General features: G+C 75.5%; 20 protein-coding genes. 3 read left to right on the forward strand and 17 right to left on the reverse strand.

Translation table 11 applies throughout. The features are described 5' to 3' along the window. Nucleotides 1-13: 13 nt before the first annotated feature. The 4 genes from G1H19_RS22515 to lspA all read right to left on the reverse strand — a co-directional run bounded on the left by G1H19_RS22515 (nt 14) and on the right by lspA (nt 3,149). Nucleotides 14-694 (reverse strand): GNAT family N-acetyltransferase, encoded by a 681-nt coding sequence (locus G1H19_RS22515; protein WP_202925825.1) that lies wholly within the window; start codon nt 692-694, stop codon nt 14-16. Beyond that, nucleotides 691-1,548, reverse strand: a complete 858-nt coding sequence (locus G1H19_RS05185) for a CPBP family intramembrane glutamic endopeptidase (protein ID WP_162392542.1) — start codon at nt 1,546-1,548, stop codon at nt 691-693. The genes G1H19_RS22515 and G1H19_RS05185 overlap by 4 nt, the downstream gene beginning before the upstream one ends. 4 nt (nt 1,549-1,552) lie before the next feature. Continuing rightward, nucleotides 1,553-2,491, reverse strand: coding sequence for an RluA family pseudouridine synthase (locus tag G1H19_RS05190; protein ID WP_202925826.1), 939 nt, complete (start codon nt 2,489-2,491; stop codon nt 1,553-1,555). A gap of 61 nt (nt 2,492-2,552) precedes the next feature. Continuing rightward, a complete protein-coding gene (gene lspA, locus G1H19_RS05195; RefSeq protein ID WP_235927986.1) occupies nt 2,553-3,149 on the reverse strand; it encodes a signal peptidase II in 597 nt (198 codons plus the stop codon). 199 nt (nt 3,150-3,348) lie between these two features. On the opposite strand from lspA, the gene G1H19_RS05200 reads away from it, so the two are divergent. Then, nucleotides 3,349-4,833 (forward strand): malate:quinone oxidoreductase, encoded by a 1,485-nt coding sequence (locus G1H19_RS05200; protein ID WP_235927987.1) that lies wholly within the window; start codon nt 3,349-3,351, stop codon nt 4,831-4,833. A 32-nt stretch (nt 4,834-4,865) separates the two neighbouring features. Here the strand turns inward: G1H19_RS05200 and G1H19_RS05205 are convergent, their stop codons facing one another. Continuing rightward, nucleotides 4,866-5,831 carry a phytanoyl-CoA dioxygenase family protein gene (locus tag G1H19_RS05205; RefSeq protein WP_162392543.1) on the reverse strand — a complete coding sequence of 322 codons (966 nt, stop codon included), beginning with the start codon at nt 5,829-5,831 and terminating at the stop codon, nt 4,866-4,868. Further along, entirely contained in the window at nt 5,828-6,766 is a 939-nt protein-coding gene (locus G1H19_RS05210; protein WP_152730664.1) for a class I SAM-dependent methyltransferase, read from the reverse strand. The genes G1H19_RS05205 and G1H19_RS05210 overlap by 4 nt, the downstream gene beginning before the upstream one ends. A 102-nt stretch (nt 6,767-6,868) precedes the next feature. On the opposite strand from G1H19_RS05210, the gene G1H19_RS05215 reads away from it, so the two are divergent. Next, nucleotides 6,869-7,771: a methyltransferase domain-containing protein gene (locus G1H19_RS05215; RefSeq protein ID WP_152730665.1), complete on the forward strand. Its 903-nt coding sequence runs from the start codon at nt 6,869-6,871 to the stop codon at nt 7,769-7,771. 87 nt (nt 7,772-7,858) lie between these two features. On the opposite strand, the gene G1H19_RS05220 is transcribed toward G1H19_RS05215, so the two are convergent. Then, the gene (locus tag G1H19_RS05220; protein ID WP_162392544.1) at nt 7,859-9,370 is read right to left on the reverse strand and encodes a potassium/proton antiporter; all 1,512 of its coding nucleotides are present in this window, start codon (nt 9,368-9,370) and stop codon (nt 7,859-7,861) included. Between the two features lie 114 nt (nt 9,371-9,484). Here G1H19_RS05220 and ileS point away from each other — a divergent pair, with 114 nt between their 5' ends. After that, nucleotides 9,485-12,664: an isoleucine--tRNA ligase gene (gene ileS, locus G1H19_RS05225; RefSeq protein ID WP_235927988.1), complete on the forward strand. Its 3,180-nt coding sequence runs from the start codon at nt 9,485-9,487 to the stop codon at nt 12,662-12,664. Nucleotides 12,665-12,703: 39 nt separating this feature from the next. Here the strand turns inward: ileS and G1H19_RS05230 are convergent, their stop codons facing one another. The 10 genes from G1H19_RS05230 to murG all read right to left on the reverse strand — a co-directional run bounded on the left by G1H19_RS05230 (nt 12,704) and on the right by murG (nt 22,664). Further along, nucleotides 12,704-13,531 carry a hypothetical protein gene (locus G1H19_RS05230; RefSeq protein ID WP_152730667.1) on the reverse strand — a complete coding sequence of 276 codons (828 nt, stop codon included), beginning with the start codon at nt 13,529-13,531 and terminating at the stop codon, nt 12,704-12,706. A gap of 143 nt (nt 13,532-13,674) precedes the next feature. Then, on the reverse strand, nt 13,675-14,403 hold the full coding sequence (wag31, locus tag G1H19_RS05235) for a DivIVA-like cell division protein Wag31 (RefSeq protein WP_152730668.1): 729 nt from the start codon (nt 14,401-14,403) through the stop codon (nt 13,675-13,677). A 100-nt stretch (nt 14,404-14,503) separates the two neighbouring features. After that, the gene (locus G1H19_RS05240; RefSeq protein ID WP_162392545.1) at nt 14,504-14,800 is read right to left on the reverse strand and encodes a YggT family protein; all 297 of its coding nucleotides are present in this window, start codon (nt 14,798-14,800) and stop codon (nt 14,504-14,506) included. 53 nt (nt 14,801-14,853) lie between these two features. Further along, nucleotides 14,854-15,627, reverse strand: coding sequence for a cell division protein SepF (locus G1H19_RS24410; RefSeq protein ID WP_152730669.1), 774 nt, complete (start codon nt 15,625-15,627; stop codon nt 14,854-14,856). A 60-nt stretch (nt 15,628-15,687) separates the two neighbouring features. After that, on the reverse strand, nt 15,688-16,470 hold the full coding sequence (locus tag G1H19_RS05250) for a YggS family pyridoxal phosphate enzyme (protein WP_152730670.1): 783 nt from the start codon (nt 16,468-16,470) through the stop codon (nt 15,688-15,690). A gap of 28 nt (nt 16,471-16,498) precedes the next feature. Further along, nucleotides 16,499-17,287, reverse strand: coding sequence for a peptidoglycan editing factor PgeF (gene pgeF / locus G1H19_RS05255; protein WP_202925827.1), 789 nt, complete (start codon nt 17,285-17,287; stop codon nt 16,499-16,501). A gap of 128 nt (nt 17,288-17,415) precedes the next feature. Further along, nucleotides 17,416-18,774, reverse strand: a complete 1,359-nt coding sequence (gene ftsZ, locus G1H19_RS05260) for a cell division protein FtsZ (RefSeq protein WP_152730671.1) — start codon at nt 18,772-18,774, stop codon at nt 17,416-17,418. A 493-nt stretch (nt 18,775-19,267) separates the two neighbouring features. Continuing rightward, complete coding sequence (locus G1H19_RS05265) at nt 19,268-20,134, reverse strand: cell division protein FtsQ/DivIB (RefSeq protein WP_235927989.1); 867 nt, start codon at nt 20,132-20,134, stop codon at nt 19,268-19,270. Continuing rightward, nucleotides 20,131-21,570, reverse strand: coding sequence for a UDP-N-acetylmuramate--L-alanine ligase (murC, locus tag G1H19_RS05270; RefSeq protein ID WP_162392546.1), 1,440 nt, complete (start codon nt 21,568-21,570; stop codon nt 20,131-20,133). The genes G1H19_RS05265 and murC overlap by 4 nt, the downstream gene beginning before the upstream one ends. Then, nucleotides 21,567-22,664 (reverse strand): undecaprenyldiphospho-muramoylpentapeptide beta-N-acetylglucosaminyltransferase, encoded by a 1,098-nt coding sequence (gene murG, locus G1H19_RS05275; protein WP_235927990.1) that lies wholly within the window; start codon nt 22,662-22,664, stop codon nt 21,567-21,569. The genes murC and murG overlap by 4 nt, the downstream gene beginning before the upstream one ends. Nucleotides 22,665-22,735: the final 71 nt, after the last annotated feature.

The raw sequence follows: 22,735 nt of genomic DNA on the forward strand, positions 1-22,735 counted from the left end.
CACCCCTGGAGGTCTACGCCGAGGGTCCGACATCCCGTGTCCGGGCGGGCCCGGTCGCCTGCTCCGCGGACCGGCCGCCGCGGTGCAGGTCAGCGCGGGCCAGCGCGGCCAGCCGGCCGGCCCACGGCCCGCCGGCGGCGGCCCGGGAGGTGAGCGTCACGCTCCCGCCGGCGACGGGGGCACCGGTCACCAGCGCGGTGACGGTCCCCTGCCCCGCGTCCGACAGTGCCCAGCGCAGGGCCGCCGGGTCGGCCTCCAGCACCGGCAGCGGACGGCGCATCGTGACGTGCTCGATGCCGGCCTCCCGGTAGGGCTCCCCCACCGGGGCGTAGCCGGCCCGCTCGTAGAACCCGCGGGCGGTGAGCTGGGCGTGCAGCTCCACCGCCGGGTGGCCGCGCAGCACCGCCTGCCAGTGCAGCTCGTCCAGCACGGCGGCGCCGTGCCCCCGGCCGCGGACGGCGCGGTCGGCGGCCATCCGGCCGATCACCGCGAGCCCGTCGCGCTCCAGCAGCCGGCCGGTGGCCACGACCGCGCCGGTGGCGTCCCGGCTGAGCACGTGCACCGCCACCGCGTCGGCGGCGTCCTGCTCGATCTCGGCGGGCACACCCTGCTCGAGCACGAACACCCGGTGCCGCAGGGCGGCCACCTCCGGCAGGTCCGCAGCCGTCGCCCGGCACGCGGTGGGCGTGTTCACGAGGCGGGCTGCACGCGCGCGGCCGGCAGCCGGGACGCCGGGACCAGCAGGAAGCGCAGGTCGATGGCCGCGTGCAGCAGCACCGGCAGCAGCAGCGACCCGGTCTGCAGGTAGAGGGCGGCCAGCACCCCGCCCAGCACGCCGGTGGTCAGCACCCCGGCCAGGCCCTGGTAGGCGTGCGCGGCACCGAAGGCCACCGCCGCCAGCAGCACCAGCACCCCGGCCGGCGCCGACGGCGCCAGCGCCGCGACGACGGCGAGGAAGAACCCACGGTACAGCCACTCCTCGCAGACCCCGGCGGTGACCCCGACCAGCGCGAACAGCCGCCGCTCGGCGGGCGATCGCGGCAGCAGGGCCAGCACCGCGGCGGCCGGCGGCTCGGCCGGCGGCCCGGCGTGCCGGCCCCCGGCAGCCCGGTGCCCGGTCAGCTCGGCGACGGTGACCGGCGCGGTCGGGACGGCGTCGGTGGCCGCGCCCGGGCCGGGGTCCTCCAGCAGCACGCCCGCCCGCAGGCTGCGCACCGACAGCACCAGCAGGACCAGCACCGCGGCGACCGCGAGCACGGTGAGCGGGCCGGGGGCGCTGTGCGGCCAGGCCAGCCCGAGCTGGGCGGCGTCGACGTCCGCGGCGGCGAGCCAGACCACGGCGACCAGCGCGGCGAGGCCCCACTCGAGCAGCAGCAGCCGCCGGTAGAACGACCGGCGCGCGGCCGGGTCGACCCGCAGGTGCGCCTCGAACCGGCGGTGCAGCGCCTGCCCGACGAACGGCTCCCCCACCACCAGGTACCCGGCGATGACGACGGCGGCGAACGCGGCGGCCCCGAAGTCGTCCAACTGGTCGGGCAGGCCGGTCACGGGATCAGTACTCGGCCCGCAGGACCGCCAGCGCACCCGCGAGATCGGCCGGGTACTCGCTGGTGAACTCCACCCAGCGGCCGTCGCCGGGGTGGGCGAAGCCGAGCCGCCGGGCGTGCAGCCACTGCCGGGAGACGCCCAGCCGGGCGGCCAGGGTGGGGTCCGCGCCGTAGGTCGTGTCCCCGACGCAGGGGTGCTTGAGGGCGGAGAAGTGCACCCGGATCTGGTGCGTGCGGCCGGTCTCCAGCTTGATCGCCACCAGCGAGGCGGCGGGGAAGGCCTCGATCGTCTCGTAGTGCGTCACCGACGGCCGGCCCCCGGTCACGACGGCGAAGCGCCAGTCGTGCTTCGGGTGCCGGTCGATCGGTGCGTCGATGGTGCCGCGGGACGGGTCGGGGTGGCCCTGCACGAGGGCGTGGTAGCCCTTGTCCACGGTGCGCTGCTTGAACGCCGCCTTGAGCAGCGTGTAGGCCCGCTCGCTCTTGGCCACCACCATCAGGCCGGTGGTCGCGGCGTCCAGCCGGTGCACGATGCCCTGGCGCTCGGCGGCACCGCTGGTGGAGATCCGGTAGCCGGCCGCCAGCAGCCCGCCGACGACGGTGGGACCGTCCCAGCCGGGGCTCGGGTGCGCGGCGACGCCGACCGGCTTGTCCACGACCACGACGTCCTCGTCGTCGTACACGACGCCCAGCCCGTCGACGGGTGCGGCGACCACGGGGTCGCCCGGGGGCGGGGGCAGCTCGACCTCCAGCCAGCTGCCGGCCACGAGCCGGTCGCCCTTGCCGCGGGCCCGGCCGTCGACGAGCACGGCGCCGGCGTCGGCGAGGTCGGCGGCGGTCGAGCGGGTCAGCCCGAACAGCCGGGACAGCGCCTGGTCGACCCGCTGGCCCTCGAGACCGTCCGGCACGTGGAGCTCGCGGTGCAGGTCGGGGGAGCTGGTCACCCGACCATTGTGCGGGAGGACCGCACCCCGCTCACCACGCGCACGCGCGCGGGCCCCACAGCTAGTCGGCGGGCGCGGTCGCCCCGCTGCGGCTGCCGTCGAACTCGACGCCCCGGAAGGCCAGCAGCGCGCCCAGCACGCCGCCGCAGACGATCGCGGAGTCGGCGACGTTGAAGATCGGGTAGTACCGGCCGTCCGGGCCGAACACCGACAGGAAGTCCACCACACCGCCGCGCAGGAACCCGGGGTCGCGGAACACCCGGTCCACCAGGTTGCCCACCGCGCCGCCGAGCACCAGGCCCAGCGCCACCGCCCAGGCCGTCGAGTAGAGCCGGCGGGCGGTGCGGACGATGACCACCACGACGACTGCGGCCACCAGCGTGAAGACCACGGTGAAGCCCTCAGCGAAGCTGAACGCGGCACCGGTGTTGCGGGCCTGGGTCAGGTAGAGCAGCCCGCCGAGCACGCGGATGTCCTCACCGGGCTCGATGGTGGCCACCACGAGCAGCTTGCTGGCGAGGTCGACGCCGAACACCACCAGGGCCAGCCACACCAGCAGCGACAGCCGGCGGGGCCGGGCGGGGGGCGTGGGCTCGTCGGTGCCGCCGACGGCGGGCACCGGGGTCTCGGCGTCGTCCACCGGGTCGGGCTCGGACACCTGTCTCGCTCCTCGCATCGCCGGGCGGCCGGGGCGGCGCCACCGTCGAGACGATAGCGGCGCGGGTCCGGCACCCGGGGCACCGCCGTGTGAGCCATGTCATGCGGTGGAGATGGATCACACCCCGTCGGGGTCATGCAGCCGAGCTCTTCGGACGACGATCAGAGGGAGACCGAGACCGCAGCAGGGAGAGGCACCAGTGAGCAGCGACCACGTACGTGAGACCGACGTCGTCCTCGTGGGCGGGGGGATCATGAGCGCCACGCTCGCCGGCCTGCTGGACGTGGTCGCCCCCGACTGGTCGGTGACGGTCTTCGAGTCCGCTCCCGAGGTCGCCGGCGAGAGCTCCAACGCGTGGAACAACGCCGGCACCGGTCACTCGGCCCTGTGCGAGCTGAACTACACCCCCGCCGGCCCCGACGGCCGGGTCGACCCCGCCAAGGCGGTCACCATCAACGAGGAGTTCCAGGTCTCCCGGCAGTTCTGGGCGCACCTGGTGCGCTCGGGTCTGACCGGGTCGCCCAAGGACTTCATCACCCCGGTGCCGCACGTCAGCTTCGTGACCGGTGAGGCCGGCCGGGCCTACATGCGCAACCGGCACGAGGCGCTGGCCGCCCAGCCGCTGTTCGGCGGCCTGGAGTACACCGACGACCGGGCGCAGCTCGAGTCCTGGATCCCGCTGATGATGGCCGGCCGTCCCGCCGACCAGGTGGTCGCCGCCACCCGCTCCACCGCCGGCACCGACGTGGACTTCGGCACGCTCACCCGCCTGCTGCTGGACGCCGCCGAGGCGCGCGGCGTGCGCGTGCACCGCAACACCCGGGTGCGCGACCTGACGCGCGGCACCGACGGCCGCTGGACGGTGTCGGTGCAGGACCGGGTCACCGGCGAGCGCCGCGAGGTGCGCAGCCGGTTCGTGTTCGTCGGCGCCGGTGGCGGTGCGCTGCCGCTGCTGCAGAAGTCCGGGATCGCCGAGATCGCCGGCTTCGGCGGTTTCCCGGTCAGCGGCAAGTTCCTGCGCACCCGCTCCCCCGAACTCGTCGGCGCCCACCAGGCCAAGGTCTACGGCCAGGCCGCGGTCGGCGCCCCGCCGATGTCGGTGCCGCACCTGGACCTGCGCCTGGTCGACGGCGACCAGACGCTGATGTTCGGCCCCTACGCCGGCTTCTCCCCCAAGTTCCTCAAGGCCGGGTCGCTACTGGACCTGCCCCGCTCGGTGCGCCTGGACAACCTGGCCTCCATGCTCGGCGTCGCCCGCACCAACATGCCGCTGACCTGGTACCTGATCCAGCAGGTGCTGCAGAGCAGGGGTGCCCGGCACCAGGCCCTGACCGACTTCGTGCCCGAGGCCGACCCGCGCGACTGGGAGCTGATCACCGCCGGCCAGCGCGTCCAGGTGATCAAGAAGGACGCCCGCGGGCGGGGCGTGCTGCAGTTCGGCACCGAGCTCGTCGTCGGCGGCGAGGGCACGATCGCCGGGCTGCTGGGTGCCTCCCCCGGTGCCTCCACGGCCGCCTCGGCGATGCTGACCCTGCTGCGGCGCTGCTTCCCCGAGCACATCGAGGCCTGGCGGCCCGCGCTCACCGAGGCCATCCCGTCCTTCGGTCGCCGGCTCTCCGACGACCCGGCCCTGCTGGCCGACGTCCTGGCCGACACCGCGCAGGTGCTCGAGCTCAACCGCTGAGCGGTGAGAGGGGCGGCGAAGCCCCCCTCACCTCAGCGGGACACGACCGGGTTCAGCGGGGTGTCGATCACCTCTCCGGGTGCGGCACCGGGCAGGAACTGCTGCCACTCCCCGGACACCAGCGTCGGGGTCGGCACCACCCGGGCGCCGTCGGCGAAGTAGGTGGTCGCCAGCACCATCCGGGACGCCGTCGTGCGGTTGGCGCCCGCGGTGTGGAAGCACAGGCTGGAGTGCACCGACAGCTCCCCCAGCTCGAACGGCCCGTCCTCCACCGAGACCCCCGCCTCCCGGAACGCCGCCGACACCGCCCGGTCGTAGCTAGCGTCGGAGGTGGAGAACGGCACGTCGGCCACCAGGCGGTGCAGGTCGGTGCCGCGGGCGAAGGACAGCGGGCCCATCTCCTGCGGCGTGGCCTGCAGCGGCAGCCACACCGTGGCCACCGCCTGGCTGTCGATCGGGAAGTGGTGGTCGTCGAAGTGCCACGGGGTGCGGCCGCAGCCGGACTCCTTGGCCAGCACGTTGTCGTGGTAGACGCGCACGTCGTCCACCCCGAGCAGGTCGGCCACGATCCGGCCCAGCCGCCGGCTGAGCACGAACTCGGCGATGCCGGCGTCCTCGGTCCACATCAGCTCCCGGCTGGTGAACCGGCCCGGCTCCGGCCGCCGCCCGCCGGCCGCCATCAGGTCGACCAGCCGCTGCCGCAGCAGGCCGAGCGCGGCGGGGGTGAGCACCGCGGGCAGCTTGACGAAGCCGTCGCGGGCGAAGGCCGCGCGGTGCGCCTCGGTGACCGGGTACACCTCGGCCAGCAGCGCGTCGAGCTCGGCCGCGGCCGGTGCCGGCACGGCCGCCGGCGGCGACACCTCCAGCAGCGGGGCCGGCTCGCCGTCGGTGTTGTCGGCCAGGGTCAGGTACCAGTCCCACCACTGCTCGTTGTCGCCCTGCCAGGCGCGGTCCAACCCGTCGCGCGCGGCGTGGTCCTGGGAGAGGTTGCCGCTCACGCCTGCACCTCCGCCTGCGCCGCGGCCGTGGGCTGCGGAGCGGTGGCCACCGGGCGGGTGGTCACCAGCCGGACCTCGTGGCTGAACACCCAGCGGTCGCCGCGCTCGCAGGAGCGCAGGTAGGCCCCGACCTGGGGGTCGGCGAGCATCTGGTCCAGCGACACCGTGTCGTCGAAGGCGCAGCGCTGCAGGAAGCCCTCCGCCGTCGCCCGGTCCTCCCGGGCCACCGAGGTCTCGTAGCGCAGCGTGGGGCCCTCGGCGGTGACGCCGCAGCCGGCCAGCCCGGCGACCAGCTGCTCGACGGTGCTGTACGGCACCCGGGAGCCGGACGGGTCGAAGGAGCGCCGGAAGACCTCGTCGAACACCAGGTAGTGCGACTGCCCGGTGGCCTGGGCGATGACGCCGAGCCCGCCGGGGGCGACGGCCTCGGCGAACCGGCGCATCGCGGCCGGCACCTCCTCGGCCGGCACCGCGTACAGCCCGTGCAGCGACCAGACGACGTCGTAGCCGCCCTCGGGCACGGCCAGCTCCTGCAGCGTGCACTCGTGGTCGGCGGCACCCACGAACGGCGGCTGCAGCTGGCCGCGGGCCTCGGCCAGGCTGAACGCCGAGGGGTCGAGCAGGTCGGTGTGCACGGTGAGCGCGCCGGCGAGGGCGCGCACGGCGGGGCGGGCGAGCAGCGCGGCCGGGAACTTGCCGCTGCCGCAGGCGACGTCCAGCAGCCGGACGGCGTCGCGGCCGGCGGCCACCCGGGTGAGCTCGGCCGCCCAGTCGACGGCGGTGGCGAGCTGGCGGTAGTCCTCGGTGGCGAGGGCGTAGAAGGCCTCCATGCCGGTGCGGCCGGCCTCCGACCAGTGCTCCAGGCTGGCGGCGGAGGTGGCGGTGGGTGGGGGCGTCCGGGGGTCTGCGGGCGCGTGAGCTGGGGAGGAGGGCACACCCCAGGGTGGGCCGCGCTCCGCGCCCTGTCCACCTCCGGCCCCCGGCCCGCCCGGTCCGGGCCCGCCGCCGGGTCGCTCAGGTGTGGTTCAGTCGCAGTGGTGACCGACCCCGCCGCGCTGTCCGCCCTGCGTTCGATGCTCGTCCGCAGGGCACCGCTGGCCGCCCTCACCGGCGGCGCCTACGCGGCCGCGCACCTGCCCTACGAGCAGCGCAGCGACCAGCGCGCCCTGCTCGCCGACTGGCTGGCGCAGCGACTGTCCGTGCTCGCGGACCGTCCGGCCGGGGCGCCCCCGCTGTCGGTGCTCAGCATCGGCGCCGGCGACGGCAGCGTGGACGTGCCGCTGGCCGCCCGGATGGCGGCCGGTGCGCGCGGGCTGCGCTGGGTCGTCGTCGAGCCCGACCCCGTCGTCGGGGCCGTGTGCCGGGACCGGCTGAGCGGCTCGGTCCGGCCGCGACCCGACGTGCGCCTGCACGCCGGGCCGTTCGAGACCCTCGCCGACACGGTGGGCGAGGAGTGCTTCGACGTGGTGCTCGCGGTGCACTCGCTGTACTACGTGCCCGACCTGGCCGCGGCGCTGCGCGCGGCGCGGCGGCGGCTGGCCCCCGGCGGCACGCTGGTCACCCTGCTGGCCCCGCTGGAGGACCTGTGCCGGCTGACCGCCGCGGTCACCCCGCCCGCCGCGCCGCCGGGGGCGTCCGGCCCGGCCGACTCGCAGTGGTGGAGCGGGGACCTGACCCGGGCGCTGGGCCCGGCCGGGCTCACCGCGACGGTGTGCCGGATCACCGGCCGGCTGGACGTCACCGACTGCTTCGACCCCGGGTCCGGCGACGGGCGGCTGGTGCTGGACTTCCTGACCCAGGCCCGCTGCGACGGGCTGACCGCGACCGAGCGCGGCGTCCTGCTCGACGCGCTGCGCAGCATCGCCACCACCGAGGGCGGCCGGCTCGTCGTCGAGCACCCGGTCGACGCCGTGCTCAGCACGCCGTCCTCGGCCACCTGACCCGCCCCCGGCCCACGCAGGCCCCCGGCCCCGCTGCAGGGCCCCGCGGCGTGCGGAGCGCGTCGTGGGGGGCAGCGGGGTCCTCCGTCAGTCGGCCTCGGTGGCCGCGCCGTCCTCGCCGCGCCAGGCGGCGAGCCGGCCGCCGCGGCTGACCGCCCGCAGCCGGCGCTCGGCCTCGGCCCGGGACTGCCGGCCGGAGACCAGCAGCGCCTGGTCCCCGCGCATCAGCCGGGTGGTCGGGTCGGGCACGAACGGCTTGCCGTCCCGGACGACGAGGACGACGGCGGCGTCCTCGGGCAGGCGCAGCTCGGGCAGGTACACGCCGTGCAGCTTCGACCGCTCCGGCACCCGCAGCTGCATCAGCTCGGCGCCCAGCTCGTCCAGCGGGGCGGACTCGACGTCGATGTCCCGGGGGGCCAGCGGGGTGGCGATGCCCAGCCAGCGGGCCACCGTCGGCAGCGAGCCGCCCTGGACGACCGTGAACACGACGACCAGCACGAACACCAGGTCGAACACGAAGGCCGCGTCCGGCACCCCGGCGGTCAGCGGGAAGGTGGCCAGCACGATGGGCACCGCGCCGCGCAGCCCGGCCCAGGAGATGAACAGCTGCTGGGCGAGTGGGAACCGGAACCAGACCAGGCTGCACAGCACCGACAGCGGCCGGGCGACCAGCAGCAGCGCCGCCCCGATCAGCAGTGCCGCGGGCAGCGACTCCAGCAGGCGGGCCGGGGAGACCAGCAGACCCAGCAGTACGAACAGGCCGATCTGGGCGAGGTTGGCCATGCCCTCGGCGAAGCCGATGCTGGCGGCCCGGTGCGGCAGCGACGCGTTGCCGAGCACCAGCCCGCAGAGGTAGACCGCGACGAAGCCGGAGGTGTGCACCAGGTCGGCGCAGGCGAAGGCCAGCACGCACAGCGCCAGGGTGACCAGCGGGTAGAAGCCGACCAGCGGCAGCGCGGCCCGCTGCAGCAGCCACGCGCCGCCGAAGCCGATGGCCAGGCCGACGAGCGAGCCGCCGGCGAGCTCACCGGCGACCTCCAGCGCCACCAGCCACCACGGCGCGGTCTCGCCACCGGTCAGCACCTCGCACAGCACGGCGACCAGCAGCACCACCGGCGCGTCGTTCAGCCCGGACTCGACCTCCAGCGACGCCGCCATCCGCCGCGGCAGGGGCAGCCGGCGCAGCGTGGTGAACACCGCGGCGGCGTCGGTGGAGCTGACCACGGCCCCGACCAGCACCGCGAAGGCCCAGGAGAAGTCCAGCAGCCACACCCCGACCAGGGCGGTGACCGCGATGCTGACCAGCACGCCGACGGTCGACAGGGCCAGGCCAGGCCCCAGCGCCCGCTGCACGTCCGACCACCGGGTGGTCAGACCGCCCTCGGCCAGGATCACCACCAGCGCGGCCACGCCGAGGGTCTGGGTGAGCGAGGCGTCCTCGAACTGGATGCCGGCACCGCTCTCGCCCAGCGCGACGCCGAGGGCGAGGTACAGCAGCAGGCTGGGCAGCCCCAGCCGGTCGGCCAGCCGGAACGCCAGCGCCGCGACCAGCACGACGAGGGCACCGACGGCGAGCGCGACGGTGACCGTCGTGTCCACTCAGCCGCCCCCGTCCACGCAGGCAGTCTCCCGCACCGTGATCCGCACCGGGGCGCAGGGCGCCCCGGGCGCCGGGGCACATCCTGCTTGCCGCCCACTGGGATGATGGGCGCCGTGAGCAGCCCCGCCCCGCAGTCCGCCCGTCCGAGCCCGTTCCGCGCCCTGCCCCCGCAGGTCGACCTGCCGGCGCTCGAGCACGAGGTGCTCGCCCAGTGGGACCGCGACCGGGTGTTCGCCCGCACCCTGGAGGGCGCGGCCGACAAGCCGCAGTGGAACGTCTACGAGGGCCCGCCCACCGCCAACGGCCGCCCCGGTACCCACCACATCGAGGCCCGCGCCTTCAAGGACGTGTTCCCCCGGTTCAAGACGATGCAGGGCTGGCACGTGCCCCGACGCGCGGGCTGGGACTGCCACGGCCTGCCGGTGGAGATCGCCGTGGAGCAGGAGCTGGGCTTCGCCGGCAAGCCGGACATCGAGCGCTACGGCATCGCGGAGTTCAACGCCCGCTGCCGGGAGTCGGTGGAGCGGCACGTGGGCGCGTTCACCGAGCTGACCGAGCGGATGGGCTACTGGGTCGACATGTCGACCGCCTACCGCACGATGGACCCGGCGTACATCGAGAGCGTCTGGTGGTCGCTGAAGCAGGTGCACGGCAAGGGCCTGCTCGTCGAGGACCACCGGGTGGCGCCCTACTGTCCGCGCTGCGGCACCGGCCTGTCCGACCACGAGGTCGCCCAGGGGTACGAGTCGATCACCGACCCGTCGGTGTACGTGCGGCTGCCGGTCACCAGCGGCGAGTGGGCGGGCCGGGCCGACCTGCTCATCTGGACGACGACGCCGTGGACGCTGCCGAGCAACACCGCGGTGGCGGTCAACCCCGAGGTCACCTACCTGGTTGCCCGCACCGACGCCGGCACGTTCGTCGTCGCCGAGCCGCTGGTGGCTGTCCTGGGTGAGGACGTCGAGGTGCTGGCGCGCACCACCGGCCGGGACTGGGAGCGGGTGCACTACCAGCGGCCCTTCGAGCTGGTCGAGTTCCCGGTGGGCCCCGACGGTCAGGTCGTCGACGCGCACTACGTGGTGCTGGCCGACTACGTCACCACCGAGGACGGCACCGGCCTGGTGCACCAGTCCCCCGCCTTCGGCGCCGACGACCTCGCCGTCTGCCGGGGCTACGGCCTGCCGGTGGTCAACCCGATCGACTCCTCCGGCCACTTCCTGGCCGACGTCCCGCTGGTGGGTGGGCACTTCTTCAAGGCCGCGGACCCCGCGCTGGTGCAGGACCTGACCGACCGCGGCGTGCTGTACCGGGAACTGCGCTACGAGCACAGCTACCCGCACTGCTGGCGCTGCCACACGCCGCTGATGTACTACGCGCAGCCGTCCTGGTACATCCGCACCAGCCAGGTCAAGGACCAGCTGCTGGCGGAGAACGAGAAGACCAGCTGGCACCCGGAGACCATCCAGTGGGGCCGCTACGGCGACTGGCTGCGCAACAACGTCGACTGGGCGCTGTCCCGGGACCGCTACTGGGGCACCCCGCTGCCGATCTGGCGCAACGACGCCGACCCGGCGAAGCTCGTCGCCGTCGGGTCGCTGGCCGAGCTGTCCGAGCTGACCGGTACCGACCTGGCCGACCTCGACCCGCACCGGCCCTTCATCGACGAGGTCACCTTCACCGTCCCGGGCGAGGAGGGCACCTACCGGCGGGTGCGCCAGGTGATCGACGCCTGGTACGACTCGGGCTCGATGCCGTTCGCCCAGTGGGGCGCGCCGCACCGCAACCAGGAGCAGTTCGAGAAGGCGTACCCGGCGCAGTTCATCTGCGAGGCGATCGACCAGACGCGCGGCTGGTTCTACACGCTGATGGCCGTGGGCACGCTGGTGTTCGAGGAGAGCAGCTACGAGCACGTGCTGTGCCTGGGCCACATCCTGGCCGAGGACGGCCGCAAGATGAGCAAGCACCTGGGCAACATCCTGGAGCCGATGCCGCTGATGGACCGGCACGGCGCCGACGCCGTCCGCTGGTTCATGCTGGCCGGCGGCTCGCCGTGGTCGGCCCGCCGGGTCGGGCACGAGACGCTGTCCGAGGTGGTGCGCAAGGTGCTGCTCACCTACTGGAACACCGCGAGCTTCTTCACCCTGTACGCGGAGACCAACGGGTGGGACCCGGCCCTCACCCCGGCGCCCGCCCGGGCGGACCGGCCGCTGCTGGACCGCTGGGCGCTGGCCGAGCTCGCCCAGGTGACCGCCGACGTCACCAGCGCGCTGGAGGCCTTCGACACCCAGGCCGCCGGCCGGCTGCTGGCCGGCTTCGTCGACGACCTGTCCAACTGGTACGTGCGGCGCTCCCGCCGCCGCTTCTGGGACGGCGACCCGGCGGCGCTGGCCACCCTGCACGAGGTGCTCGACGGCCTCACCCGGCTGATGGCCCCGTTCACCCCGTTCGTCACCGAGCGGGTGTGGGCCGGGGCGGTGCTGCCCGGCGCCGGTGCCGGGGCACCCGACTCGGTGCACCTGGCGAGCTGGCCGACCGTCGACGCCGCCGCCCGGGACGACGAACTGGTGGCGCAGATGGCGCTGGTGCGCCGGCTGGTCGACCTGGGCCGCTCGGCCCGCACGTCGGCGAGGTCGCGCACCCGGCAGCCGCTGGCCCGCGCCGTGGTGGCGGCACCCGGCTGGTCGACGCTGCCCCGCGACCTGGTCGCCGAGGTCGCCGACGAGCTGAACGTGGCGGAGATCGCCGAGCTGTCCGCCGTGGACGGCGCCCTGGTCGACGTGAGCGTGAAGGTGGACTTCCGGGCGGTCGGACGCCGGCTGGGCAAGCAGGTGCAGGCCGTGGCGGCCGCGGTCGCCGCCAGCGACCCGGTCGCGCTGGTGGCCGCCTACCGGGCGGGCACGGCCACCGTGCCGGTCGACGGAGACGACGTGCCGCTGGCCGAGGGCGACCTGGTGGTCACCGAGACCCCGCGCGAGGGCTGGACCGTGGCCAGCGCCGGTGGACTGACCGTGGCCCTCGACCTCACCCTCACCCCGGAGCTGGAGCGGGCCGGGCTCGTGCGCGAGGTCGTCCGGCTGGTGCAGGAGCTGCGCAAGAGCAGCGGGCTGGAGGTCAGCGACCGGATCGAACTGTGGTGGACCGCCGAGGGCACCGTGGCGCAGGCGCTGACCGAGCACGGCGCGCAACTGGCGGCGGAGGTGCTGGCCAGCGGCGTGCACGCCGGGGAGCCCGGCGAGGGCCCGGGCACCGAGGGCCCGCTGGGCTCCCGGGTCTGGGTGCGCCGGGCGGGCTGAGAGCGCGCCCACCCCGGGCGCACGGCCGGTCGGGTCCGGTCAGTCGGCCGGGGTGCAGTGCTCGCAGGGGGCGAAACCGTGCGCGCGCGCCTCGGCGAGGGGCAGCGGCACGGTCGCCTGCCCCACCAGCCGGGCGCAGCTGGGCCGGTGGTGGAGCGGCTGCTCGTCCACCACCAGCACCACGTCCGCAGGCGCCCCGGCCGGGTGGTGACCGGTCCGGTGGCGGTCGAGGGGCCGCCGGGGCAGCACTGCCGCCGACGCGTGCGCGGCAGGGCCCGTCACGGGCCCGGAGTCCGGCCCGGAGTCGGTGGGGGGGTCGGGGGCCGCGTGCCGGGCACGCCCGCGCCGGGCTGCGGCCACGGGGACGAGCGTCTCGACCAGGACGGCGTGCTCCCCGGTGTGGCCGTGCCGCCCGCCCGACACGGGCTCGCCGTCCACCAGCGACTGCCGGCCGGTGGGCGCGGCGGTCGAGGCGGTCGCCGGCGCAGCAGCCGGCGGACCGGCTGTGGTTCCAGTGGCTGTAGGCACGGTGACCCCGGGCCCGGTCACCGTCGACACCGTGGCTGTGGACCCGCCTGCCCCGGACCTGGCTGCCGTGGGCGCGGTGGCCGTGCGCTCGGTCGCTGGGGTCGGCAGGCGCACCGGGTGGTGGACGTCGTCCCGGTCCGGGCGGCGCGACCGCGCGGACCCGCCACCGGGCAGGGCCGCGGTGAGCGCCCGGGCGCGGGCGGCACCGAGCACGAGGAGCACCGTGGCGGTGGCGCTCACGGCCACGGCCGACCACTGCAGCGGCGGCGACCCCTCCGCCACCCCGGCCACGAGCAGGCCGATGCCGGCCAGCACCAGAGCGCCGCACAGCACGATCACGCCGTCACGATAATCCGGTCACCGCGGGCCGCCCACCGCTCAGGAGCACACCGCTCCGAGGCACGCCGCCGGCCGGCGGACGCGACAGGGCCCCGGACCGAGGTCCGGGGCCCTGTCGACGGGTGCTGCTGCGGGAACTGGGGTCAGGCTCCGGCGTGCTGGTTCTGCCGCGCGTTGACCGCGGGCTCCGCGGAGCCGCGGCTCTCCAGGTCGCGCAGGTGCGACTCGAGGTAGGACCGCAGGCGGGTGCGGTACTCGCGCTCGAAGGTGCGCAGCTCGTCGATCTTGCGCTCCAGGCTGCTGCGCTTCTCCTCCAGCGAGCCCATCGCCTCGACGTGCTTGCGCTCGGCGTCCTGGTTGAGGGCGGTGGCCTTGGCGCGGGCCTCGCGCTCCATCGTGTCGGCGCGCGTGCGGGCGTCGCCCACCATGGCGTCGGCGCGGGCCTTGGCCTCGTTGAGCATCTGGTCGCTCTTGGAGCGGGCCTCGGTGAGCATGCGGTCGCTGGTGGACTTGGCGCCCCCGACGAGCTGGTCGGCCTGGGCCTTCGCCTCGGCCGAGTACCGCTCGGCGGTCTCGGTGGCCAGGGCGAGCATCCGGGACACGCGGACGCTGTCGTCCTCGCGCTGAGCGGCTGCGGGCGCCGGGGCCGCCTGCACGGGCGGCGGGGCGGCCGGCCGCTCGGCCGGCCGCTCCTCGACACGGGGCATCGAGGGACCCGAGCTGCGCAGCTCGTTGTTCTCCTCGATGAGACGGGCGAGCTCGCCTTCCACCACGTCCAGGAAAGCGTCCACCTCGTCCTCGTCGTAGCCGCGCTTGCCGATCGGCGGCTTCTTGAAGACGACGTTGTGCACGTCGGCGGGCGTGAGTGGCATGAGGCTCACCTCGGGTCGGACGGGAGGACAGGGGACGGTGTCTGACGAGCGGCGGCAGACCAGCCGGGCGCGCGGTGGGGCCTCCCCGGGGGGAGGACCGTCACGCGGCCACGGCCAGGTAGGTGGTCACTGAACGCAGGAAGTACACGAGCAGCAAGAGAACCATAAACCCGAGATCAAGACGGATGGACCCCAGGTTGAGGGGCGGGATCACCTTCCGCACCGCCTTGAGCGGGGGGTCGGTCGTCGCGTAGACGATCTCCAGGCCCGCAGCGACGAGCCCCTGCGGACGCCAGCTGCGAGCCAGGACCATGACCCAGTCGACGACGAATCGCGCGAACAGCAGGATCAGGAAGAGCAGCAACACCGATGACACGATCTGCCAGAAGAGGGTCACGGTCCCCGCTCGCTCAGGCGCTCAGGGGGCTGTACCCCGCAGATGCGCAGTGGTCACGACTGGTTGAAGAACCCGGCCTCGCGGATGCGGGCCTTGTCCTCGGCTGTCACGTCGATGTTCTGCGGGCTGATCAGGAAGACCTTCGCCGTGACGCGCTCGATGCTACCGCGCAGGCCGAACGACAGGCCCGCAGCGAAGTCGACCAGGCGCTTCGCGTCGGCGTCGCTCATCTCTGTGAGGTTCATGATGACCGGCGAGCCGTCACGGAAACGTTCCCCGATGGTGCGGGCCTCGTTGTACGTGCGCGGGTGCAGCGTGGTGATCCGGTACGGCTGCGCGGCGGGCGCGGGGGCCGGGGCGGGGTCCGGCACCGGGGAGAGCACCGGCGGGGCCGAGGCGACGGTGGGCTCCCGCATCGCCAGCCCGGCGCTCGCACCGCCCATGCCGCCACCGCCACCGAGCCGCACCGGCGCGGAGGAGGCCAGGCTGCTCACCGAGGTGCTGCCACCCGACCCACCGGCCGAGCCGGCACCGGACGACGCCAGGCCCAGGGAACGGACGGAGCCGGCCGGGCGACGGGCCGCGACGGGCTCCCGCTCGCGCACGCGCTCGACGACGGGCTCCTCGACCGGCACCTGCTCCTCGGTGTACTCGCTCTCCGGGTAGTCGCGGTCGTAGTCGTCGTAGCCCGCCTCGCGGGCGTACCGGCCGTAGCCGGGCTCCTCGTCGTAGCTGCCCTGCCTGGCCGCGTACCTGTCGTAGCCCGCGCGCTCGTCGTCCTCGACGAGACCGAGGTAGATCCCCATCTTGCGCATGGCTCCGGCCATTCGACCGCCTCCTCCACCGTGTGAACCGTGTGACTCGAGTGGCCCCTGTGCACTGGGGTCTCAACCGGAGGCTAAGGGCCGGGCACCGAAGATCGCGGTTCCGACACGCACCATCGTGGCGCCGGCTGCGACCGCCTGCTCCAGGTCGCCGCTCATCCCGGCCGACAGCTCGATGGCCCGAGGGTGGTCGGTCCGGACCCGGTGGGCGAGCTCGGCGAGTGCGCCGAAGGCGGCGGCAGGGTCGACCGCGCGGGGCGCCACGGCCATCAGGCCACGAAACGTCACACCACGCAACTCCGCAGCGTGATCAGCGAGTGCGGGCGTGTCGCTGATCGGGGCTCCGCCGCGCGCGGGGTCCGGTCCGCCCGGGGTGAGGTCGACCTGCAGGAACACCTCGACCGGTCGCTCGTCCCGCTCACCGGCCCGGGACAGGGCGTCGAGCAGGCGCGCCGAGTCCACCGAGTGCACCACGGCCCGCTGGGCCACGACCGCGTTGACCTTGTTGCGCTGCAACTGGCCGACGAAGTGCCACCGCACGGTGCCCGCCCCGGTTCCCTGCCCCTGCTCGCCGGCTCCGGTCCCGGCCCCGGCTCCGGTCCCACACCCGGCGCCGGCGCCGGTGCCGGTCAGGTCCGCCAGCTCAGCGGCCTTGGCGGTGAGCTCCTGCGCCTTGTTCTCCGCGAAGTCCACCTGGCCGAGGGCGGCGAGGGCCCGCACGTCGTCGGCGGGCCAGGTCTTGCTGACCGCGAGCAGGGAGACGTCGCCGGGGTCCCGGCCGGCCGCGCGGGCGGCCTCGTCGATCCGCTGCCGGACGCTGCGCAGGTTGCTCTCCAGCGGGTTCATGCCCTGATCATCCCGCCGGCCGGCCGGGTCAGCCGTACCCGTCCCGCGGGCCGCGGCGGGTCGCCGCGGGGACCGCGCGGGGCGTGTCGTCGAGCCAGGCGACACCGGCCTGCCGGCCGGTGACGCCGTCGCGCCGGTGGGAGAAGAGGAAACGGTCCTCGGCGGTGCACCGCGGGTCGTGCACCACCTGGCGCACGCCGGCCCCGGTCAGCACCTGGGCCAGGCCGGCGCGCAGGTCGAGGGCCGGCGTACCGGTGCGGGAACGCACGGCGGCCGCGGGCGCGACCCTCGCCACCTGCACCTGCATGGCCCGCGGCACCTCGTAGCAGGGACCGCAGACCGCCGGGCCCAGCAGGGCCTGCACGTCGGCGGGGCGGGAACCGAGTCCGGCCATGGCGGCCAGCGCGGCGGGCACCACGCCCTGCCGCAGGCCCTCCCGCCCGGCGTGCACGGCGGCCACCACCCCGGCGACCGGGTCGCTGAGCAGCACCGGCACGCAGTCGGCGACCAGGACGCAGAGCACCAGCCCCGGGGTGCCGGTGACCAGCGCGTCGCAGTGGGGCACCGGCCCCTCGGGGGCGGCGTCCAGCACGACCACCCCGGTGCCGTGCACCTGCGTCATCCAGCACAGCCGGTCCTCGGCCACCGCCAGCCCGGCGGCCAGCCGGGCACGGTTGGCCGCGACCGCCGCCGGGTCGTCCCCGACGTGGACGCCCAGGTTGAAGGAGTCGTAGGGCGCGACGGAGCGGCCGCCCCGGCGGTCGGTGACGACCCGCCGGGGTCGCACCGCCGCCGGGGCGGCCGGATCAGCACTCACCGACACACTCCAGATCGGCCCCCGTGCAGGGGCCCGATGGCCTCCCTTCAGGGTCCCGCCCCGAGCCTGCGAGGGGTGGGGGGAAGGGAGGTCCTTCTGGAGTGGCGGGGGGCACGGGGGTCCTTCCACTACTGGCTGCGGAGGAACTCCGGGATGTCGAGCTCGTCCTCGAAGTCGTCGGAGGACAGCGGCCGACGGTTGCTGGGCACGCCGCCGGGGACCGGCGGCAGCGGCGGGACCGCGATGCCACCACCCTGGACCGGTGCGGGCTGCGGCGCGGGAGCGACCGGCTCCGGTGCCGGTGCCGGAGCGGGCGGCGCCTGGCCGGCCGCGCCGCGCGGGGTCGAGTACGAGCCCAGGTTCTGCTGACCGGGCGGGCGGGCGACGAGCCGCTCGCCGGTCTGGGTCGGCGCGGGGTCGTAGGTCCGGGCCGGCTGGTACGCCGGGCGGGCCGGGGGTGCCGGCGCCGGTGCCGGCTGCTCCACGGGGGGCGCGGGCGGCGGGGCCGCCTGGGCCACGTGGGCGGTCGTGCCGGTCGGCTTGCCGTTGTCGAAGCCGGCGGCGATGACCGTGACCCGCACCTCGTCACCCAGGGCGTCGTCGATCACGGCGCCGAAGATGATGTTGGCGTCCGCGTGCGCCGCGTCGGAGACCAGCGAGGCGGCCTCGTTGATCTCGAACAGACCGAGGTCCGAGCCGCCGGAGATCGACAGCAGCACGCCGTGGGCGCCCTCCATCGAGGCCTCCAGCAGCGGCGAGGCGATCGCCTGCTCGGCGGCCAGCAGGGCACGGTTGTCCCCCCGGGCGCTGCCGATGCCCATCAGCGCCGAGCCCGCCCCGGACATGACCGACTTGACGTCGGCGAAGTCCAGGTTGATCAGGCCGGGCGTGGTGATCAGGTCGGTGATGCCCTGCACACCGGAGAGCAGCACCTGGTCGGCGGTGCGGAAGGCGTCCATCACGCTGACGTTCCGGTCGCCCAGCTGCAGCAGCCGGTCGTTCGGGATCACGATGAGCGTGTCGCACTCGTTGCGCAGCTCCTCGATGCCCGACTCGGCCTGGACCGCGCGCCGCTTGCCCTCGAAGGAGAACGGGCGGGTGACCACGCCGATGGTGAGCGCGCCGAGCTTGCGGGCGATCGAGGCGACGACGGGTGCGCCGCCGGTGCCGGTGCCACCGCCCTCGCCGGCCGTCACGAAGACCATGTCGGCGCCCTTGAGCACCTCTTCGATCTCCTCGCGGTGGTCCTCGGCGGCCTGCCGGCCGACGTCGGGCTGCGCGCCCGCGCCCAGCCCGCGCGTGAGCTCGCGGCCGACGTCGAGCTTGACGTCGGCGTCGCTCATCAAGAGGGCCTGTGCATCGGTGTTGATCGCGATGAACTCGACCCCCTTGAGGCCGACCTCGATCATGCGATTGACCGCGTTCACCCCGCCGCCGCCGATGCCGACGACCTTGATGACCGCTAGGTAGTTGTGCGGAGGTGTCATGCCGCGCTCCCCAACTGGACCCTCATCCTCTGGTTTAACCTCATAGTTATGTCAACTCGGTCGATGTGGTCGAAGTTAGGTGGGTGGTGGGTCCCGGACAAGCACCCTTCTCGGCTCGGCGTGTCGGAACTCGTTCACCTCAGCTGTCACCCAGTGCCACCTGGTCACATCGGCACCACGTCCGGTGACGACCCGCGCCGCCAGCGGCTCACCTTCAGCTTGAGACACCGGCTCGCCGCGCGCTGACCGGAGCCGGGAAGTCTTTCTCGGACCGGGCGTGTCGCATGCGCCCCGCGCGGCGTCCCGCGACCACCGGTCACGGGGCGGCGGCGTGGCTCCGAAGCGGGTCGCCGTCCGCCGAGCCACCGCGTGCCGGGCCACCACGCGCCGGGGCCGGGCCGGGCCGACCGGGGACGACGAGGCGGCGGGTCGGCGGGTCGACGACCGGGGACGCTCCCCCACCGGCGCCGGTCCCCCGACCGGTCGCGGCCGCTCAGCGCAGGACGACGGAGTCCGGTACCGACACGTCGATGGTGCTGGCCGGCTCCAGCGTCCCGGCCTCGATCTGGGCCAGCAGCGCGGCCAGCACCCGGGCCTTGCGCTCGGGGTCGCCCTGGCCGCCCCACAGCACGGTGCGCCCGCCGGTGAGGGTGAGCGTGACGTCGTCCGCGCCGGTGGCGACGACGTCGGTGACGCTGGCCCGCACCGGGTCGGGCAGGGTCGTGAGCACCTGCACGGCCGCCCGGGTGGCCCGGTCGCCGGTGCCGGGACTGGGGACGTCGAGCGGCACCACGCCGTCCGGTGCGGGGCCGGTGACGGTGTCGTAGAGCGTGCCGGTGCGGTCGACCAGGGAGCGGACGCCGTCCTGCTCGACGACCGCGACCGGCAGGCGCTCGGTCAGGGTGATCACCACGCTGTCCGGCCAGCCGCGCACCACCTCGACCGAGGCCACCGGGGGCAGTGCGGCCACCCGGGCGGCCACCGCGTCGGTGTCCACCCGCAGCAGCGCCTGCCCCGGGGTCACACCGGCGGCCGTGCGCACCTCCTCGGCGGTGAGGGTGCGGGCGCCGTCGACCGCGACCCCGCGCACGGACAGCAGGGGGCTGGCCAGCACCAGCCAGGTCGTGACGCCGGCGACCAGGAGCACGGCCACCAGCACCTGGACCAGGCGCCGGCGGGGCGTGCGGGCGCGCACCCGGCCGCGTCGGCGGGTGCGCAGCGCGGTGACCCCGGCCAGGCCGGCGCGGACCGGCTGGTCGCCGGTGGGCCGGCCCCGGCCCGCACCCTGGTGCCCGCCCTGCCCCCGGACCCCGCCCCGACCGCGGATGCGGTCCCGGGTGGTCAGGCCGCTGCGGCTCACCGCGGGTCCTCCTCCGCACCGGCGCCGTCGAGGGCGGCGAGCACCTCGGGACCCACCATGACGACGTCGCCGGCCCCCATGGTGATCACCAGGTCGCCGGGGCGGGCGCGCGCGGCGACGGCGGGTGCGGCCGCCGACCAGGACGGCTCGTAGAGCACCCGGCCGGCCGGCAGCGGCACCGCGTCGGCGACCAGGGCACCGGTGACGCCGGGCACCGGGTCCTCCCGGGCGCCGTACACGCCCATCACCACCACCTCGTCGGCCAGCCCCAGCGCGGTGCCGAAGGCGGTGGCGAACTCGCGGGTGCGGCTGTACAGGTGCGGCTGGAACACCACGACGAGGCGGCCGTCGCCGACGACCGCCCGAGCGGCGTGCAGCTGGGCGGTGACCTCGGTGGGGTGGTGGGCGTAGTCGTCGTAGACCCGCACGCCAGCCGCGACCCCGCGCAGCTCGAAGCGCCGGTGCACGCCGCCGAAGCGGCGCAGCCCGGCGAGCAGGCCGGTGAGCGGGAAGCCGAGCTCCAGCCCGGCGAGCAGCGCCGCGGCGCTGTTGAGGGCCATGTGCGCGCCGGGCAGCCGGATCTCCACCCGGCCCAGTTCCTCGCCGTCCAGCACCGCCGTCCAGCTGGTGCCGGCCGGGCCGACCTCCAGGTCGCGCAGCTGCAGGTCGGCGCCGGGCTCGCGGCCGTAGGTGCGCACCCGGGCCCGGGTGGGGGCGGCGGCCAGCCGGGCCGAGCCGGGGTCGTCGGCGCACAGCACCACGAAGCCGGCGGGGTCCACGGTGGTGAGGAACCGGTCGAAGGCGGCCTCGACGGCGGCCAGGTCGCCGTAGTTGTCCAGGTGGTCGGCCTCGACGTTGGTGACGATCGCGGCGAACGGCGCCAGCAGCAGGAACGACCGGTCGCTCTCGTCGGCCTCGGCGACGAACACGTCGCCCTCGCCGGCGTGCGCGTTGGACCCGGACTCGTTGAGGTCACCGCCGATGGCGAACGACGGGTCGGCGCCGCACGCCTGCACGGCGACGGTGAGCATGGACGTGGTCGAGGTCTTGCCGTGCGTGCCGGCCACCGCAACGCTGCGCAGGCCGGCCATGACCGCGGCCAGCGCGACGGCCCGGGGCAGCACCCGCAGGCCGCGCTCCCGGGCGGCGACCAGCTCGGCGTTGTCGTCCCGGATGGCGGTGGACACCACCACGGTGTCGGCGTCGCCGACGTGCGCGGCGGCGTGCCCGATCTCCACCCGGGCGCCCAGCGCCCGCAGGGCGAGCACCGTGGGGGTGTCCCGGCGGTCGCTGCCGGACACCGGGACGCCGCGGGCCAGCAGGATGCGGGCGATGCCGCTCATCCCGGCGCCGCCGATGCCGATCAGGTGCACCGCGCCGAGCTCGGGCGGTGCCGGGATCGGTCCGGTCCAGGCGGCGACGTCGTCGGCGCTCACCTCCGGGCCCCGGTGGCGACGGCGAGCACGATGTCGGCCAGCCGCTCGTCGGCGTCCCGCGCCCCGGCGGCCGCGGCGTGCCGGGACAGCTCGGCGAGGGCGGCCGGGTCGGTGACCAGCGGCAGCAGGTGGGTGCCGATCCAGGCCGGGGAGAGGTCGGCGTCCTCGACGAGCAGCCCTCCCCCGGCCTCGACCAGCGGCAGGGCGTTGCGCCGCTGCTCGCCGTTGCCGATGGGCAGCGGCACGAACGCGCCGGGCAGCCCGACCGCGGACAGCTCGGCGACGGTGACGGCGCCGGAGCGGCACAGGGCCAGGTCGGCGGCGGCGTAGGCCAGGTCCATCCGCTCCAGGTAGTCCACGAGCACGTAGGGCGCGCTGCCGGCCGGGCGGGCCGGCACGGTGACGTCGGTGTTCTTGGGCCCCCGGGCGTGCAGCACCTGGACGCCGGCGGCGGTGAGCGCGTCGGCCGCACCGGTGGCGGCCCGGTTCAGCGAGGCCGCACCCTGCGAGCCGCCGAACACCAGCAGCGTGGGCCGGTCGGCGTCCAGGCCGAAGGCGGCGCGGGCCTCGGCGCGCAGCGCCGGGCGGTCCAGCGAGGTCAGCGCCGGGCGCAGCGGCATGCCGACGTGCTCGGCCCGCGGCAGCGGGGTGCCCGGGGCGGTCACCGCCACCCGCGCGGCGAGCCGGGCACCGATCCGGTTGGCCAGGCCGGGCAGCGGGTTCTGCTCGTGCACCACCACCGGCACGTGCTCCCGGCGGGCGGCCAGGTAGGCCGGCAGGGCCACGTACCCGCCGAACCCGACGACGACGTCGGCCTGCAGCTCGCGCAGCAGGGCCCGGGTGTCGGCCACCGAGCGGCGCACCCGGCCGGGCACGCGCATCAGGTCGACGGTGGGCCGGCGGGGCAGCGGCACCGGCGGGATGAGTCGCAGGTCGTAGCCCCGGGCCGGCACCAGCCGGGTCTCCAGGCCGCGCGCGGTGCCCAGGCAGGTGACCGTCACCGGGCCGCCGGGCAGCCCGGCGCGCCGGGTGAGCGCGTCGGCGAGGGCGAGCATCGGCTCGATGTGGCCGCCGGTGCCCCCGCCGGCGAGCACCACCCGCAGCGGTGCCGGCCGCGTGCCGGCAGCCGCAGGGGCGCGGTTCTGGTCGGGGCGGGGTGTGGCGT

The sequence above is a fragment of the Goekera deserti genome (genome assembly GCF_010685995.1).
GTDB classification, from domain to species: Bacteria; Actinomycetota; Actinomycetes; order Mycobacteriales; family Geodermatophilaceae; genus Goekera; species Goekera deserti.

Excerpts from the sequence above, each read along its gene's own strand:
- wag31 (WP_152730668.1), bottom strand. The coding sequence starts at position 14,403 with ATGCCACTCACGCCCGCCGACGTGCACAACGTCGTCTTCAAGAAGCCG.
- ftsZ (WP_152730671.1), bottom strand. The coding sequence starts at position 18,774 with ATGACACCTCCGCACAACTACCTAGCGGTCATCAAGGTCGTCGGCATC.
- G1H19_RS05250 (WP_152730670.1), bottom strand. The coding sequence starts at position 16,470 with ATGAACCCGCTGGAGAGCAACCTGCGCAGCGTCCGGCAGCGGATCGAC.
- G1H19_RS24410 (WP_152730669.1), bottom strand. The coding sequence starts at position 15,627 with ATGGCCGGAGCCATGCGCAAGATGGGGATCTACCTCGGTCTCGTCGAG.